Below are 14058 nucleotides of genomic sequence, written 5' to 3' on the forward strand. Positions count from 1 at the left end.
GTTCGGCCAGGAATGCGGCCACGTCCGAACACGTTGACCTGAAAGCCGCTAGCCACGCCCCACCAGAGCGTCCCAGGAGGACAGCCCCATGCTCTTCGGCCGCACGCCCGAGCTCCCCACCCCCGAGCAGGCCCTGAAGGGCCGCGCGACCCCCGAATTCGACGTCCCCTCCCGCCACACCGTCCTCGGCAACCCGCTCCTGGGCCCGTACCCCGACGGCCTGGAGATCGCGGACTTCGGGCTCGGCTGCTTCTGGGGCGCCGAGCGCAAGTTCTGGCAGACGGAGGGCGTCTGGACGACGTACGTCGGCTACCAGGGCGGTTACACGGAAAATCCCTCGTACGAGGAGGTCTGCTCGGGCCTGACCGGTCACGCGGAAGTGGTCCGCGTGGTCTTCGACCCGACCCGCGTCTCGTACGCCGCGCTCCTGAAGCTCTTCTGGGAGTCCCACAACCCCACCCAGGGCTTCCGCCAGGGCAACGACGTGGGCACCCAGTACCGCTCGGCGATCTACACCCACTCCGCCGAGCAGGAAGCGGGCGCGGTGGCGTCCCTGGACGCCTACCAGCAGGTCCTGAACGCCGCGGGCCACGGCACGATCACGACGACGATCCTCCCGGCGGCCTCCCGCCCGTTCTGGCCCGCCGAGGGCTACCACCAGCAGTACCTCGACAAGAACCCCGACGGGTACTGCGGAATCGGCGGCACCGGCCTTCAGCTGGACAGCCCCTCGGAGACGAACTGGGGCCGGGCCTGCCCGACGGGAATCGCTCCGGCGCCCTCCGACGGCTGACCGGGACGGGCCCCTCTGCCGTGGGCAGATCTGCCGCGGGCAGAGATCGCTGACGCGACGGGGGCGGGCGTCCGAAGGTGGTGGGACAGCGGCCGGCAGGCGTGCCGCTCCCACCGTCTGGAGGACGATCGATGCAACCCATCGTCAGCGCCCCCCGAGCCTCCGAGGACGAGACGTCCTCGACCCGGTTCGACGATCATCTGGCCGCACAGCTGCTGACCCAGCGGATCGTCTTCCTGGGGACGCAGGTCGACGAGGTGTCCGCGAACCGGGTCTGCGCGCAGATGCTGCTGCTCTCCGCCGAGGACCCGCGGACCGACATCAGTCTGTACATCAACAGCCCCGGCGGCTCCGTCACCGCGGGGCTCGCCATCTACGACACCATGCGCCTCATCCCGAACGACGTGTCGACCCTGGCCATGGGATTCGCCGCGAGCATGGGGCAGTTCCTGCTGACCGTCGGGACCGCGGGCAAGCGCTACGCCCTGCCCAACGCGCGGATCATGATGCACCAGCCCTCCGCGGGCATCGGCGGCTCCACCGCCGACATCGCGATCCAGGCCGAGAACCTGGAGTTCACGAAGAAGGCCGTCGAGCGGCTCACCGCCCAGCACACCGGGCAGTCGGAGGAGACCATCTCGCGGGACGGCGACCGGGACCGGTGGTTCACCGCCGAGCAGGCCAGGGAGTACGGGATGGTCGACCGCGTGCTCGATTCACTCGCCGACGTGCGGCCCGCGGCGAGCAAGCCGCGGATGGGACTGGGGGTCTGAGGGCATGAGCCAGTACACGATTCCGACCGTCGTCGAGCGCACCCCGCAGGGCGAGCGCTCCTACGACGTCTACAGCCGGCTGCTCTCGGAGCGGATCATCTTCCTGGGGACCGAGATCGACGACGGGGTGGCCAATGTCGTCATCGCGCAGCTCCTTCATCTGGAGTCGTCCCAGCCGGACCGCGAAGTCGCCATCTACATCAACTCCCCCGGTGGCTCTTTCACTTCGCTCATGGCCATCTACGACACCATGAGCTTCATCAGCGCCCCGATCTCGACGTTCTGTGTCGGGCAGGCCGCCTCCACCGCCGCCGTGCTCCTCGCCGGGGGCGACCCCGGGCGGCGGTTCGTGCTCGAACACTCGCGGGTGCTGCTCGGGCAGCCCGCGAGCGGCGGGCGGCAGGGCACGGTCTCCGATCTCGCCCTCCAGGCCAAGGAGATGGTGCGGATCCGCTCGCAGGTGGAGGACGTCCTGTCCCGGCACTCGGGGCACGATGTCGCCACGCTGCGCGCGGACATGGACCGCGACAAGGTGTTCACCGCGCAGGACGCGGTGGCGTACGGCCTTGCGGACGAGGTGCTCAGCCGGCGGCAGCTGGCTGCGGCGGCCTGAGCCCTCAGGCTGCGAGGCGGATGTCTCCCTGGCGCGGGCGCGGCCTTGCCGCCTGCGCGTGGCGCGTCAACTCGCCCTGCGCCAGGGAGAGCAGGTCCGCCAGGCTGAGTCCGAGGGCACGGGCGCCGGCCGCGAGGACCTCGGACGAGGCCTCCTTGCGGCCGCGCTCCACCTCGGAGAGGTACGGCATCGAGATGCGGGCGGCCTCCGCCACGTCCTTGAGCGTCCGCTCCTGGGCGAGGCGCTCGCGGCGCAGGACGTCACCGACGATGTCCCGCCACAGCGGCTCTTTCGCCGCCGGGGACCGGGGAGGGGACACGGGAGTCGTACGCACGGGGGTCTGGTCCGCCTGGCGCGAGCGCGGGCGCAGGGGGATGACGCGCGCCCCCCGCTCGTCGGCCTGCGCGGGCTCGGGCTTTCCCTCGGGGTTCCGCTCGTGGCTGCTCACCCCCTCAGGTTAGGAGCCGCACGGCCCACCGGAAGGGATGAGCGTTGCGCCCCCGGCGAAATCCCTGAGCGCAGCTCTTACACGAGCGCCTCCGCAAGACCGTCCGCCGCCAGGATCCGCCACTGCGGATCACCGTGCAGCCGACCCCAGTACGCCATCGTCACCGCTCGCGCCTGCGTCCACCGCCTGGCCCGCTCCGGGTCGATCCCGGCGGCGTCCGAGAAGACGGCGAGGCGGCGCAGGACGGCCGCCTTCGGATCAGCGGCGGTCAGCAGCTCCTCGAAGCGGTGGTGGAGCAGCGTGATCGAGTCGTACGCCGGGTCGCCCGCGTACCCCTTGGGGTCGATGGCGAGCCACGGTTCGCGCTCGCTCCGCAGGACGTTGCCGACGTGCAGGTCCCCGTGGATGAGGGTGTCCGGCTGGTCGGGGCCCAGTTCCCGCAGCGTCGCGATGGCCGCGTCGAGCAGGCGGGAGTCCAGGGGCGAGCCCAGCTCCTTGTCGTCGTCCCTGAGTTCGCGCTCCCACTCCTCGCACCGCGCGCTCATCCGCGGCAGTCCCGCGGGCGCAGGCACGGCGAGCCGCCGGGCGAGCAGGCCCGCGGCGGTCAGCGCCGCGTCGGCGTCCGGCTCGTCGGCGAGCGAGCCGGGACCCGCCTGCTCAAGGAGCATCGCGAACCGCGGATCGTCCCGTTCGTGCAGGCGGACCGCGCCCCGCCCCGCCCACACGGTGAACGCGTCCGGCTCGTGGACGTTGCCGGGGTGCGGGAAGGAGATCTTCAGGACGGCGGGCGTCCCGTCGTACCGGCGCAGGACCGGGATGATCACGCCGACCTGCCCGTGCGTGACCGGCGCCGACGGCTCGCAGTCCCAGCGGTCGAGCAGTTCCCCGGCCAGTTCCGGCAGGGACGCCAGCCAGGCACGGCCGCGTTCCCCCTCCCGCTGGACGGTGCTCGCGGCGAAGGCCTCGGGTGTCTCGATCATCCCGGCACCCTAGCCAGGGCGGTGTATGGCTACCGTTCGTCCCATGCCCCTCGCTGAAGCCGCCGACGGCACCGCCCTGCACTACGAAGTCCACGGCTCCGGCCGCCCCCTCGTCCTGCTCAGCGGGCAGTCCAACAACCGCCGCTGGTGGGACCCGGTGCGGGACGACTTCGCCGCCGCGTACCGGACCGTCGTACTGGACTGGCGCGGCACCGGCGAGAGCGGGCGCCCGGACACCGACAGCTACAGCACCCCCGGCTTCGCCCGTGACGTCGTCGCCGTGCTCGACCACGCGGGCATCGACCGCGCCCATGTGTACGGCACGTCGATGGGCGGGCGCGTCGCCCAGTGGATCGCCGCCGACCATCCGGAGCGGGTCGACCGGCTCGTGCTCGGTTGTACGTCGCCGGGGGCGCCGCACGGCGTCGAGCGCGGGCCCGAGGTGCGCGCCGCCCTCAGCCAGCCGGATGCGGCGGCGGCCCGCCGTGCCCTCCTGGAGCTGATGTACACGCCCGGCTGGATCGCCGAGCGGGAGCGCGCCTCCGGGAAGCCGGTGTTCCACACCCTCGGCGATCCGGCCATGCCGCCGCACGCGCGCCGCCGCCATCTGCGCGCCAGCTCGCGGCACGACGCCTGGGACGCGCTGGCGCGGATCACCGCCCCGACGCTCGTCGTGCACGGCACCGACGACGTGTTCAATCCGACGGCCAACGCGCCCCTGCTCACGCAGCGCATCGCCGGGGCCCGGATGCGGCTCGTCCCCGGTGCGCGGCACGCGTACTTCGAGGAGTTCGCGGATGTCGCGACGCCACTCGTGCTCGACTTCCTCGCGCAGGAGGGCAGTTCCTAGCTGCCGCTGCCGTACGGCCTGGTGAGGATCTCCAGGCTGTGGCCGTTCGGGTCGTCCCAGTACACGCCCCGGCCGCCGTCGTTGGTGTTGATCTCCTTGACGGTGTGGTGGTGCGGGTCGGCCCAGTAGGTGAGCCCCGCGTCCTTGATGCGGCCGAAGATGTCGTCGAAGTCGTCCTCGGAGACCAGGAAGGCGTAGTGCTGGGGGGTGATCGGCCGGTCGCCGGCATCCATGTAGTCCAGCGTGACGCCGTTGGGGATCTCGACGGGGATGAACGGGCCGTATTGGGGGCTCACTTCCAGGCCCAGGATGTCGGCGAGGAACTGGGCGGAGGCCTTCTTGTCCTTCGCGGCGACGATGGTGTGATTGAGCTCGACGGTCATCGTGCGACCTCTTCCTGTGCGTCGGAGTGCCCGTGCTGACGCCCTTCACACTAGGCACGGCCCGCCCGCCCCGCATCGGTCACCCGGCCCCCCGCCTGCTGCGCAATGCGGCCTAGGGCCAGGGGCCGAGTCGAGTTCCGGCCACGGCTGTGGCGCGTACCCGGCCCGGCCCCTTTCGGTGGCCCGCTGCTGCCTCAGATCGTCGACGCGTCGATCACGAAGCGGTAGCGCACGTCGCTGGCGAGGACGCGCTCGTACGCCTCGTTGATCTGGTCGGCGTTGATCAGCTCGATCTCGGAGCCCAGGCCGTGCTCGGCGCAGAAGTCCAGCATCTCCTGGGTCTCCTTGATGCCGCCGATCATGGAACCCGCGAGGGTCTTGCCTCCGCCGATCACGGAGAACAGGTTGAGGGACACGGGCTCCTCGGGGGCGCCGACGTTCACGAAGGCACCCTCCGGGCGCAGCAGGCCCAGGTACTTGTCCAGGGGCAGCGGCGCGGAGACCGTCGAGAGGATCAGGTCGAAGGAGCCGCCGAGCTGCTCGAAGGTGGCGTCGTCGCTGGTGGCGTAGTAGTGCTCGGCGCCCAGGCGCAGGCCGTCGTCCTTCTTGCGCAGGGACTGGGAGAGCACGGTGACCTCGGCGCCCATGGCGTGCGCGATCTTGACGCCCATGTGGCCGAGACCGCCGAGGCCGACGACGGCGACCTTCTTGCCGGGGCCCGCCTGCCAGCGGTGGAGCGGGGAGTACGTGGTGATGCCGGCGCACAGGAGCGGGGCCGCGACGTCCAGGGAGAGGCCGTCGGGGATGCGGACGGTGAAGGCCTCGTCCACGACGACGTGCGTGGAGTAGCCGCCGTAGGTCGGCTCGCCGTTCTTGTCGAGGGCGTTGTACGTCTGGATGTTGCCCTTGTCGCAGTACTGCTCCAGGCCCGCCTTGCAGTTGTCGCACTCGCGGCAGGAGTCGACCATGCAGCCGACGCCGACGCGGTCGCCGACGGAGAACTTGGTGACGGCGGAGCCGACCTCGGTGACGACACCGGCGATCTCGTGGCCCGGCACCATCGGGAAGATGCCCTCGCCCCAGCCGTCGCGCGCCTGGTGGATGTCCGAGTGACAGATTCCGGCGTACTTGATGTCGATCAGTACGTCGGTCTCGCCCACCGGGCGGCGCGGGATGGTGGTCCGCTCCAGGGGGGCCTTGGCGGACGGGGCGGCGTACGCGGAAACGGTGGTGGTGTTTGCCGTGCTGGTGGTGCTGGTCTGTGCGGTCATGCAATCCACCGTGCCAGCCATACGGGCATCTACCCAGGTCACAGCTCTGCCTACGTCCAGTGGTCCTACTACTGACGGGGACAGGCTTGTCTGCGTAGGACCCCGGATACTGGAATGCATGGACGCCGACCAGCCAGCGCACACCCCCGCCCCCGAGCCCCTGGACGGGCGCGCCGAGCTCAGCGAGTTCCTGCGCACCCGCCGGGCACGGTTGCAGCCGGAGGACGTCGGGCTGCCGAATTTCGGGCGGCACCGGCGGGTGCCGGGGCTGCGCCGCGAGGAGCTGGCGCAGCTCGCGGGGGTCTCGGTGGCGTACTACACCCGGCTGGAGCAGGGCAACGGCCGCAATGTCTCGGGCGAGGTCCTGGACGCGATCGCCCGTGCCCTGCGTCTGACGGACGCCGAGCACGCGCACCTGACGCATCTGGCCAAGCCCAAGCAGCACAAGAAGAAGCGTGCGGCCCGCCCGCAGCATCTGCGGCCCGCGCTGCTCCAGCTCGTCGACGCGATGGAGGGCGTGCCCGCCTATGTGGTCGGGCGCCGCTCGGACATCCTCGGCTGGAACCGCATGGCCGCCGCGCTCTTCGGCGACTGGGGCGCGCTGCCGCTTGAGGAGCGCAACTGGGCGCGGATCTGTTTTCTGCATCCCGAGTCGCGCGCCCTGTTCCGGGACTGGGACCAGAAGGCGTCGGACATGGTGAGCTTCCTGCGGATGGAGGCGGGCTGCTTCCCGAACGATCCGCAGCTCTCCGCGCTGGTCGGCGAGCTCTCCGTGAAGAGCGAGGAGTTCCGCAGCCTGTGGGCCACGCATGACGTGCGCGAGAAGGGCCACGGCGTCAAGCGCTTCCACCATCCCCTGGTGGGCGACATGACCCTGTCGTTCGAGACGCTGCGTCTGCCGGAGGACCACGATCAGTCACTGGTGACGTACCACGCGGAGCCGGACTCGGCGTCGGCCGAAGCCTTGCGGCTCCTCGCGAGCTGGGGCGCGGACGCGACGCGCGCCGGTGCGGCGGGCAAGAACAAGTAGCCCGCCGCGCCGCGCGCACTTCACGGCCGGTACGGCGGCGCCGCTCCCCAGTTCCACAGCGGCACCGGCTGCTCGGCGGGGCGGCTCGCCTCCGGGCCCGAGAAGTAGACCGCGAGCCGGGTGCCCCACTCGACGTAGGCGAGGAAGGCGGACCGGAATTCGGCGTCCGTCGGAAGACCGGCGTCGTCCGCCGCGTCCTGCATCAGGTTGACCCAGCGGCGGCGCTGCGGCTCGGTGATGCTCTTGCCGAGGTGCTTGCCGACCATGTGGGTGTGGCCGCCGTGCTCCTGGGAGTACGCGGCGGGACCGCCGAATACCTCGCCGAGCCACTGGGCGACGTGCAGGGCGTGCTCCTGCGGCAGGTCCGCGAAGAGCGGCGCGAGAAGGTCGTCCCCCAGCACCTTCTCGTAGAAGATCTCCGTCAGCCGCCCGAAGGTCTCCTCGCCGCCCGCCCAGGTGTAGAGGGTCGGCGTGGACGCGCCCGTGCCGCGTACGGCGGAGGGCGTGTAGTGGCGCATCTCCTCGATGTTCTCGACGTACGGGCGGATCTCCGCGAAGAAGTCCCGGAAGTGCTCGGAGGCCCGGAAGCCCTCCAGGTGGTCCTTGGTGGAGGTCCAGGTGATGCGCAGGATGAAGTGCTCGAAGTCCTCTTCGCAGCGCGAGAGTTCGTAGTCGACGCACTGCGGTGCCGCGGCCAGCGGGACGGCGGCGCGGGTGTAGGCGGAGAGGAACTCCGCGGAGCGCTCGGAGGGGATGCGGTAACGGATGTACTCGACGGTGTGGGCGGTCATGTGACGTCGGCTTCCTCTGGGGTGGGTGGTGCCGAGTTCCCTGCCGTGGGGGTCCGTGGGGGTTGTCAGCACCTTCCCCGACAAATCCGCCCGAGCGGGGACCAGTTCGCTGTACGCGTACCCATGTGACGAGGCGCGGCGCCGACGGATGCAGCCGATACGTGATCGACAGCCCTTTCGGCACCGCGCCCCTGACAGACGGCTAACTCACCTGCCTGCCTACTTGCCGTAGTACGCGTTGTAGATCGACAGCGTCGACTTGTTCCCCTTCTTGTCCGTGATCTTGGCGTGGAAGGAGATGCCCTTGCCCGCTGCCGGGTTCTTGACCTTGATCTTGCCGCCGCTGACGGTGACCTTCTTCCAGGTCTGGCCGTAGTCGTACGACACGTACGTGGTCAGGGACTTGAGGTTCGAGCCGGCCGCGGCGCCGAGCACCGTCACCGGCACGGACTGGGTCTCGCCCGCCTTGGCCTTGCTGCTCAGGTCGGTCGCCGCGGCGAACCGTGCCGTGGAGACCGGCAGCTTCGCGTCGTCGGCCTTCTTGGAGCGGAACGTCCAGCTCGCGTCGATGCGGGTGGAGGCGGCCGCCACCTTGACGCTGCGCTTCACGGACGTCGACAGCTTGTACTCGGCTTCGGCCGACGGGACCTTGAACGTCTCGCCGCCGAGCAGCGGGTCCTTGTTCTCGCCGATCTTCGTGGCGCCCTTGTAGAGGGTCGTCTTGACGTCGGTGAAGAGCGAGGAGCCCGCGTGGGTCTTGCCGTCGGCGAACAGCGGCAGATAGCCGCCGATCTCGTTGCCCTGGCGGGAGACGCCGTACACGCCTCCGACGCGCGGACCGAAGACGGCCGTGTTGAACGTCTTCTCGTAGCTCTTGCCCGCGGCGAACGTCTGCGCCGCGCCCAGCGTGTAGGACGCGTCGACGATCGGCCACCCCTCGGGGTCGACTCCGGCCTGCTGCTCGAAGTTCAGGCCCCACTTCACGCCGTCGGCCGTGGACAGGTTCAGCGTCCGGGTGCCGGGCAGTGCCTGCGGAACGTTGATCGAGGAGCCGCCCGAGCTGCCGGGGAGGTAGCCGAGGGCGCCGATCGTGCCCTTCTTGCCCTTGGCCGCGGCGCCCATGTTCACCTTCACCGACGCGAGGTCGGACGCCTTGTAGTGCTTGGTGTAGCCGGTCGCGACCTGCTTGACCTTGCCGCCGGCGACGGTGTTGTACTCGGCGTCGTCACCCTTGACCCAGTGGCCGTCCCACTGCTGGTACAGCGAGCCGTCGGTGACCTGCGGACCCACGTGCGCGGTCCGGAAGTTGGTGTACGAGTCGAGCCACCAGCCGAAGGAGTAGCTGCCGTAGTCGGCGTCGACCGTGTAGTCGGGCGAGGCGAAGAACGGCTTGGCGTCCGCCGACGGCACCGTGATGTCGACCGGCTTCGTCGTGCGGGCGTCGAGCGTCACCGTCGTGTCCTTGGTGATGCTCAGCTTCGGCTGCGCCAGCCATTCGGCGCCCTTGGTGAAGTCCTTCGGGTCGACGTACATGCCGGTGTTGAGCACGTAGCCGCCCTTGGGGACACGCAGCTTGACCGTGCCGGAGGCGTCGTACGGGTCGAAGGACTTCTCGGCGGCGAGCCCCGTGAGGCCCTCCAGGTCGGTGTCGTAGTACTTCGGGGGCTGTCCGTCGCGCCCGATGTGCTTGAGCGTCAGCTCGTACGACTCGACCTCGCGCTCGACCGCGGCGGCCGTGCGCACGGACTGCCCGCCGCCACTGGCCACGACGTACGCGGAGTACACGCCGTCGACCGTGCCGCCGAGCTTGGTGTCGGTGGTCAGGTCGACCGACGCGGTGCCGCCCGCGGGGACCTTCACCGTCTTCGCGCCGAGCTTGAAGAAGCCCGCGGGAGCCGCCGCACCCTTGGGGTTGGTGCCCGTGACGGCGAGGTCGAGGGTGACGTCCTCCTTGCCGAGGTTCTTGTACGTCACCTTCTTCGTGGCCGGCTTGTCGTCGGTGTGCGGCCACGCCTGAGCGTCGAAGGAGAGCGACACCGGCTCGGCGACGACCGACTGCTTGATGGCCTTGTCGACGGCGATGCGGCCCGAACCCTGCTGGAACGGCGTGTACTTGCCGCCCTTGGTGGACGCGGTGAGGGCGCCCTTGAGCTCGGCGTACTTCCAGTCCGGGTGCTGCTGCTTGAGCAGCGCCGCGGCGCCCGCCACGTGCGGGGTCGCCATGGACGTACCGGAGATCGTCAGATAGCCCTCGGGCTGCTGGCCGACCTCCTGGTCGATGACGCTGCCGGGGGCCGCGGCCGCCGTGATGTCCACGCCGGGGGCGGTGACGTCGGGCTTGATGGCACCGTCGCCGACCCGCGGGCCCTGGCTGGAGAACTCGGCGAGCTTGTCGTTGTCGTCGACCGCGCCGACGGTCAGGGCGGCGTCAGCGCTGCCCGGAGAGCCGACGCTGCCGGGCATGCCGTCGTTGCCGGCCGCGATCGCGAAGAGGATGCCCTTCTCCGCGGAGAGCTTGTTGACCTGCGCTTCGAGCGGGTCGATGCCGGGGGTGTCGCCGCCGCCGAGGCTCAGGTTGACGATGTCGGCGCCCTGTTCGGCCGCCCAGTCCATGCCCGCGATGATCCCGGAGTCGTCGCCGTAGCCGGTGTCGTCGAGGACCTTGCCGTTCAGGAGCTTGGCGCCGGGCGCCACGCCCTTGAACTTGCCGCCCGACTTCGCGCCGGTGCCCGCCGTGATGGAGGCGACGTGCGTGCCGTGGCCGTAGTGGTCCGTGGCGTCCGCCGCCGTGGTGAAGTTCTTCGCGCCGACGACCTGGTCCTTCAGGTCGGCGTGCGTGGCGTCGACGCCGGTGTCCAGGACGGCGACCTTGACGCCCTTGCCGTCGAAGCCGGCGGCCCACGCCTTGTCGGCGCCGATCTGCTTCACGCTCTTGTCGAGGCGTGCCTTGCGGACGCCGTCCAGCCAGACGCGGCTGACGCCGGACGCGGTGGCGCCGCCCTTGTCGGCCACGAGCGCCGACCACAGGTCGGTGGCGTCCTGCTTCGGGGTCGTGATCGCTTCGGCGTTCAGGGCCTTGAGGGACCTGCGGACCGTGGTGTCACCCGCGGCGCGCACGTCGGACCTGGCCGCGGAGGCCGTGCCCTTATAGCCGACGATGAGCTTGAGGCCCTTCTTCTGGGCCCTGCGGTTGTCCTTCTTGCTCAACTCGGTGATGTCGAAAAGCCGCTGGTCGAGCTTGCCGGCGGCTATCAGCCGCTGCGCGTCGGCCGGTATCGCGAGCGTGTGACCGCCCGCGCGCTTGGTCTGTACGGGTATCCGCTCCCGCCCCTTGGCCGGCTCGAAGGCGCTCACGCGCCCCTTGGAGTCGGCGGTGACGCGGTCGCCCGTGATCAGCGTGATGCCGTAGGTGGTCGGTGCGTCGCTCTTGAGGCCCGCCGACTGCGCGGCTGCCGCCAGTGCGTCCGGCGACTGCTTCGCCGCCGATGCCGGGCTGGTCATGCCCGCGGCAAGGGCCACGGCCGCCGCTGTGGCGACCGTGGCCCCGTAGGCTCTCTTCGCTTTCTGGCGCAAGTCTCCCCCTGGAGGTCAAAGGGGCTTCCGCCCCTGGACGAGGAAGTATTGCTCAGAGTCGAACATCTGCTCAATAGTGCGCCAGAAGTGACGAGTTGACTCTCCAGTTACTCGGCGACCCGCTCCGTGGGCATGCCGCTGCGCGCTCCGCGGCTATTGCGCCGCCCGCTCCGTGACCTTGATCTGGCCGCGTTTGATCGTGGCGAGGCGCGGGGCCTTGCCCGCGATGGCGCTGTCGTGCGTGACCATCACGAAGGTGAGGCCGTGCTCCTTCCAGAGCCCTTCGAGCAGCTCCATGATCTCGTCGCGCATGGACTCGTCGAGGTTGCCGGTCGGCTCGTCGGCGAGCAGCACCTTCGGCCGCTTGACCAGGGCGCGGGCGATGGCGACGCGCTGCTGCTGGCCGCCGGACAGCTCGGCGGGCAGGTGGCTGCGGCGTTCGCCGAGGCCCACGGAGGCGAGGGCTTCGGCGGCGCGTTCACGGCGGTCCGCCGCGCGCATGCCGAGGGGCACGAGCGCCGTCTCGACGTTCTCCTGGGCGCTGAGCGTGGGGATGAGGTTGAAGGACTGGAAGACGAAGCCGATCGACTCGGCGCGGACCTTGGTCAGCCGCGCCTCGGGCAGCGAGGCCAGGTCGACGCCGTCGAGTTCGACGCTGCCGGACGTCGGCCGGTCGAGCCCGCCGAGCATCTGGAGGAGCGTGGACTTGCCGCCGCCCGTCGGTCCCTGGATGACCAGCCGGTCACCGTCCCCGATGGCCAGGTCGACTCCGGCGAGCGCGTCGACGGTCTCCTTGCCCCTGCGGTACTGCTTCGTGACGCCGTTGAGCTGATACATGGTGTGACTCCTGCGATACGTAAGGGGGTTGGCGGCGCGAGCGACGGCGGCCGGGGCCGCCCGCCCGACGCGCGGCGGTCGCTGGGGCCGCCTACTCGACGCGGCGCAGGGCGTCCGCGGGGCGCAGCCGCGAGGCACGCCAGCCGCCGAAGGCGCCCGCGATGAGACCGCCGGCCACGGCGAGGCCGACGGCGAGCGCGATGGTGGTGGCGCTGACCGGTGCGGTGAGGGAGATGTCCAGGGCCTTGGACGCGGACTCGCGCAGGGCGCCGCCGGGCCCACCGCCACCGGGGCCGCCGCCCATGCCGCCACCGCCCATGGCGCCGCCCATACCGCCGCCCGCCGAGCCGAGTTCCGCCGTGAGGGTGGGGCTGATCGCCGTCACGGCGTACGCGCCGCCGAGGCCGACGGCGATGCCGAGCACTCCGCCGACGAGGCCGTTGACGACCGCCTCGCCGATGACCTGCCGGGTCACCCGGCCGCTCTTCCAGCCGAGCGCCTTCAGGGTGCCGAACTCCCGTACGCGACGGCTGACCGCCGACGAGGTGAGCAGGCCCGCGACCAGGAAGGCCGCGACGAGCACGGCCATGGAGAGCCACTTGCCGACGCTGGACGCGAGGTCGGACGCGGTGGAGAGCGAACCCGAGACGGTGTCGGCGAGATCGGCGGAGGTGGTCACGGTCGTGCCGGAGACGTTCTTCTGGATGGCGCTCTTGACCGCGTCGATCTGCTGCGAGTCCGCCGCCTTGACGTACACCGTCGTGATCTTGTTCTTCGAGTCGGCGAGGGTCTGCGCGCGCTTCAACGGGAGGTAGAGGTTGGCCGCCGCGTCCCCGCTGTCGGGGGTCGCGATGCCGACGACCTTGATCTTGGTCCCGGAGATCGTGACGGTGTCGCCGACGGAGAGCTTCTTCTCCTTGGCGTACGAGGCATCGGCGACGGCCACCTTGGCGTCGGACTCCGACCCCGTGAACGTACGGCCCTTGCTGATCTTCGAGGAGGTCAGCGGGCCCAGGCCGAGCTTGCTGACGTCGGTCCCGTAGACGCTGTAGGAGTCGACGTCGAAGTCGGCGCCCCCGCCGCGCACCCGGCCCTGCTGCTGATCGCCGCCGCCACCGCCGTTGCCGCCGGGCTGCTGGGCCCTGCCGCCGGTGGAGCCCGGCGCCTGCTCGAACTCGCCCCGCTCGAACGAGCCGTTGACCTTCATGACCTGGAGGCTCAGCCCGCCCACCGCGTCCGCGACACCGCTCTGGCCGCCGACCTTCGAGACGGTGGACGAGGACAGCGTCTGGAAGCCCTGCACCATGACGCGGTCGCTGCTCTGCTCCTTGCCGTCCTCGTCGTCCGCATCCTTGGCGTCGAACTTGAACCGCGGACGTCCCTCCGTCTGACCGCCGCCGTCCTTGGCGGGGGTGGCCGCCTTGGTGACGGTCATGTCGGTGCCGAGCCCGTACAGCGACTGGAGGACCTTGCCCTGCGCCTGTTCCATGCCGGACGACACGGAGTTGACGACGATGACGAGGGCGATACCGAGCGCGAGGCCGGAGGCCACGACGAGGGCCGCTTTTCTGCGGCGGCGCAGCTCGCGCCTCAGGTAGGTGAAGAACATGTGCGTGAAGCTAAGGACGCACCGTGATGAACGGATAAGGGCGGCATAAGAGAACGATGAGAAGCCCCGACGGCGGCGGCCCGCACCCCTGGTGCTGTCTCTTATAC

General features: G+C 70.5%; 13 protein-coding genes. 5 read left to right on the forward strand and 8 right to left on the reverse strand.

Annotated features, from left to right (window positions below; translation table 11 throughout):
- Nucleotides 1–88 precede the first annotated feature (88 nt).
- The 3 genes from msrA (at nt 89) to ACQKIP_RS11085 (ending at nt 2179) form a co-directional block, all read left to right on the forward strand.
- Nucleotides 89–793 (forward strand): peptide-methionine (S)-S-oxide reductase MsrA, encoded by a 705-nt coding sequence (gene msrA / locus ACQKIP_RS11075; RefSeq protein WP_365861615.1) that lies wholly within the window; start codon nt 89–91, stop codon nt 791–793.
- Between the two features lie 131 nt (nt 794–924).
- Nucleotides 925–1566: a ClpP family protease gene (locus tag ACQKIP_RS11080; protein WP_365861614.1), complete on the forward strand. Its 642-nt coding sequence runs from the start codon at nt 925–927 to the stop codon at nt 1564–1566.
- 4 nt (nt 1567–1570) lie between these two features.
- The gene (locus ACQKIP_RS11085; RefSeq protein ID WP_365861612.1) at nt 1571–2179 is read left to right on the forward strand and encodes a ClpP family protease; all 609 of its coding nucleotides are present in this window, start codon (nt 1571–1573) and stop codon (nt 2177–2179) included.
- Nucleotides 2180–2183: 4 nt separating this feature from the next.
- Here ACQKIP_RS11085 and ACQKIP_RS11090 read toward each other — a convergent pair whose 3' ends face one another.
- Both ACQKIP_RS11090 and ACQKIP_RS11095 read right to left on the reverse strand, forming a co-directional pair.
- Nucleotides 2184–2555 carry a helix-turn-helix domain-containing protein gene (locus ACQKIP_RS11090; RefSeq protein WP_427742832.1) on the reverse strand — a complete coding sequence of 124 codons (372 nt, stop codon included), beginning with the start codon at nt 2553–2555 and terminating at the stop codon, nt 2184–2186.
- Between the two features lie 149 nt (nt 2556–2704).
- The gene (locus ACQKIP_RS11095) at nt 2705–3607 is read right to left on the reverse strand and encodes an aminoglycoside phosphotransferase family protein (RefSeq protein WP_365861610.1); all 903 of its coding nucleotides are present in this window, start codon (nt 3605–3607) and stop codon (nt 2705–2707) included.
- 43 nt (nt 3608–3650) lie between these two features.
- On the opposite strand from ACQKIP_RS11095, the gene ACQKIP_RS11100 reads away from it, so the two are divergent.
- Nucleotides 3651–4457, forward strand: a complete 807-nt coding sequence (locus ACQKIP_RS11100; RefSeq protein ID WP_365861608.1) for an alpha/beta fold hydrolase — start codon at nt 3651–3653, stop codon at nt 4455–4457.
- Here the strand turns inward: ACQKIP_RS11100 and ACQKIP_RS11105 are convergent.
- Together ACQKIP_RS11105 and ACQKIP_RS11110 are read right to left on the reverse strand one after the other, a co-directional pair.
- Nucleotides 4454–4840, reverse strand: coding sequence for a VOC family protein (locus ACQKIP_RS11105; RefSeq protein ID WP_365861607.1), 387 nt, complete (start codon nt 4838–4840; stop codon nt 4454–4456). The two genes, ACQKIP_RS11100 and ACQKIP_RS11105, sit on opposite strands and share 4 nt — an antisense overlap.
- A 194-nt stretch (nt 4841–5034) precedes the next feature.
- Nucleotides 5035–6111 (reverse strand): NAD(P)-dependent alcohol dehydrogenase, encoded by a 1077-nt coding sequence (locus ACQKIP_RS11110; RefSeq protein ID WP_365861605.1) that lies wholly within the window; start codon nt 6109–6111, stop codon nt 5035–5037.
- Nucleotides 6112–6229: 118 nt separating this feature from the next.
- Here ACQKIP_RS11110 and ACQKIP_RS11115 point away from each other — a divergent pair, with 118 nt between their 5' ends.
- Nucleotides 6230–7141, forward strand: a complete 912-nt coding sequence (locus tag ACQKIP_RS11115) for a helix-turn-helix domain-containing protein (protein ID WP_365861603.1) — start codon at nt 6230–6232, stop codon at nt 7139–7141.
- A 20-nt stretch (nt 7142–7161) separates the two neighbouring features.
- Here the strand turns inward: ACQKIP_RS11115 and ACQKIP_RS11120 are convergent, their stop codons facing one another.
- The 4 genes from ACQKIP_RS11120 to ACQKIP_RS11135 form a co-directional block, all read right to left on the reverse strand.
- Nucleotides 7162–7932, reverse strand: a complete 771-nt coding sequence (locus ACQKIP_RS11120; protein WP_365861601.1) for a group II truncated hemoglobin — start codon at nt 7930–7932, stop codon at nt 7162–7164.
- A gap of 219 nt (nt 7933–8151) precedes the next feature.
- On the reverse strand, nt 8152–11505 hold the full coding sequence (locus ACQKIP_RS11125) for a S8 family peptidase (protein WP_365861599.1): 3354 nt from the start codon (nt 11503–11505) through the stop codon (nt 8152–8154).
- Between the two features lie 153 nt (nt 11506–11658).
- On the reverse strand, nt 11659–12342 hold the full coding sequence (locus ACQKIP_RS11130; RefSeq protein WP_365861597.1) for an ABC transporter ATP-binding protein: 684 nt from the start codon (nt 12340–12342) through the stop codon (nt 11659–11661).
- A 91-nt stretch (nt 12343–12433) separates the two neighbouring features.
- On the reverse strand, nt 12434–13951 hold the full coding sequence (locus tag ACQKIP_RS11135) for an ABC transporter permease (RefSeq protein ID WP_365861595.1): 1518 nt from the start codon (nt 13949–13951) through the stop codon (nt 12434–12436).
- Between the last annotated feature and the right edge of the window lie 107 nt (nt 13952–14058).

The organism is Streptomyces sp. NPDC059900 (genome assembly GCF_050270335.1).
Lineage (GTDB): Bacteria > Actinomycetota > Actinomycetes > Streptomycetales > Streptomycetaceae > Streptomyces.

What these genes read in the sequence shown, in the direction of transcription:
- ACQKIP_RS11115 (WP_365861603.1), top strand. Translation starts at nt 6,230, where the DNA reads ATGGACGCCGACCAGCCAGCGCACACCCCCGCCCCCGAGCCCCTGGAC.
- ACQKIP_RS11085 (WP_365861612.1), top strand. Translation starts at nt 1,571, where the DNA reads ATGAGCCAGTACACGATTCCGACCGTCGTCGAGCGCACCCCGCAGGGC.
- ACQKIP_RS11135 (WP_365861595.1), bottom strand. Translation starts at nt 13,951, where the DNA reads ATGTTCTTCACCTACCTGAGGCGCGAGCTGCGCCGCCGCAGAAAAGCG.
- ACQKIP_RS11110 (WP_365861605.1), bottom strand. Translation starts at nt 6,111, where the DNA reads ATGACCGCACAGACCAGCACCACCAGCACGGCAAACACCACCACCGTT.
- msrA (WP_365861615.1), top strand. Translation starts at nt 89, where the DNA reads ATGCTCTTCGGCCGCACGCCCGAGCTCCCCACCCCCGAGCAGGCCCTG.
- ACQKIP_RS11095 (WP_365861610.1), bottom strand. Translation starts at nt 3,607, where the DNA reads ATGATCGAGACACCCGAGGCCTTCGCCGCGAGCACCGTCCAGCGGGAG.
- ACQKIP_RS11105 (WP_365861607.1), bottom strand. Translation starts at nt 4,840, where the DNA reads ATGACCGTCGAGCTCAATCACACCATCGTCGCCGCGAAGGACAAGAAG.
- ACQKIP_RS11130 (WP_365861597.1), bottom strand. Translation starts at nt 12,342, where the DNA reads ATGTATCAGCTCAACGGCGTCACGAAGCAGTACCGCAGGGGCAAGGAG.
- ACQKIP_RS11100 (WP_365861608.1), top strand. Translation starts at nt 3,651, where the DNA reads ATGCCCCTCGCTGAAGCCGCCGACGGCACCGCCCTGCACTACGAAGTC.
- ACQKIP_RS11120 (WP_365861601.1), bottom strand. Translation starts at nt 7,932, where the DNA reads ATGACCGCCCACACCGTCGAGTACATCCGTTACCGCATCCCCTCCGAG.
- ACQKIP_RS11080 (WP_365861614.1), top strand. Translation starts at nt 925, where the DNA reads ATGCAACCCATCGTCAGCGCCCCCCGAGCCTCCGAGGACGAGACGTCC.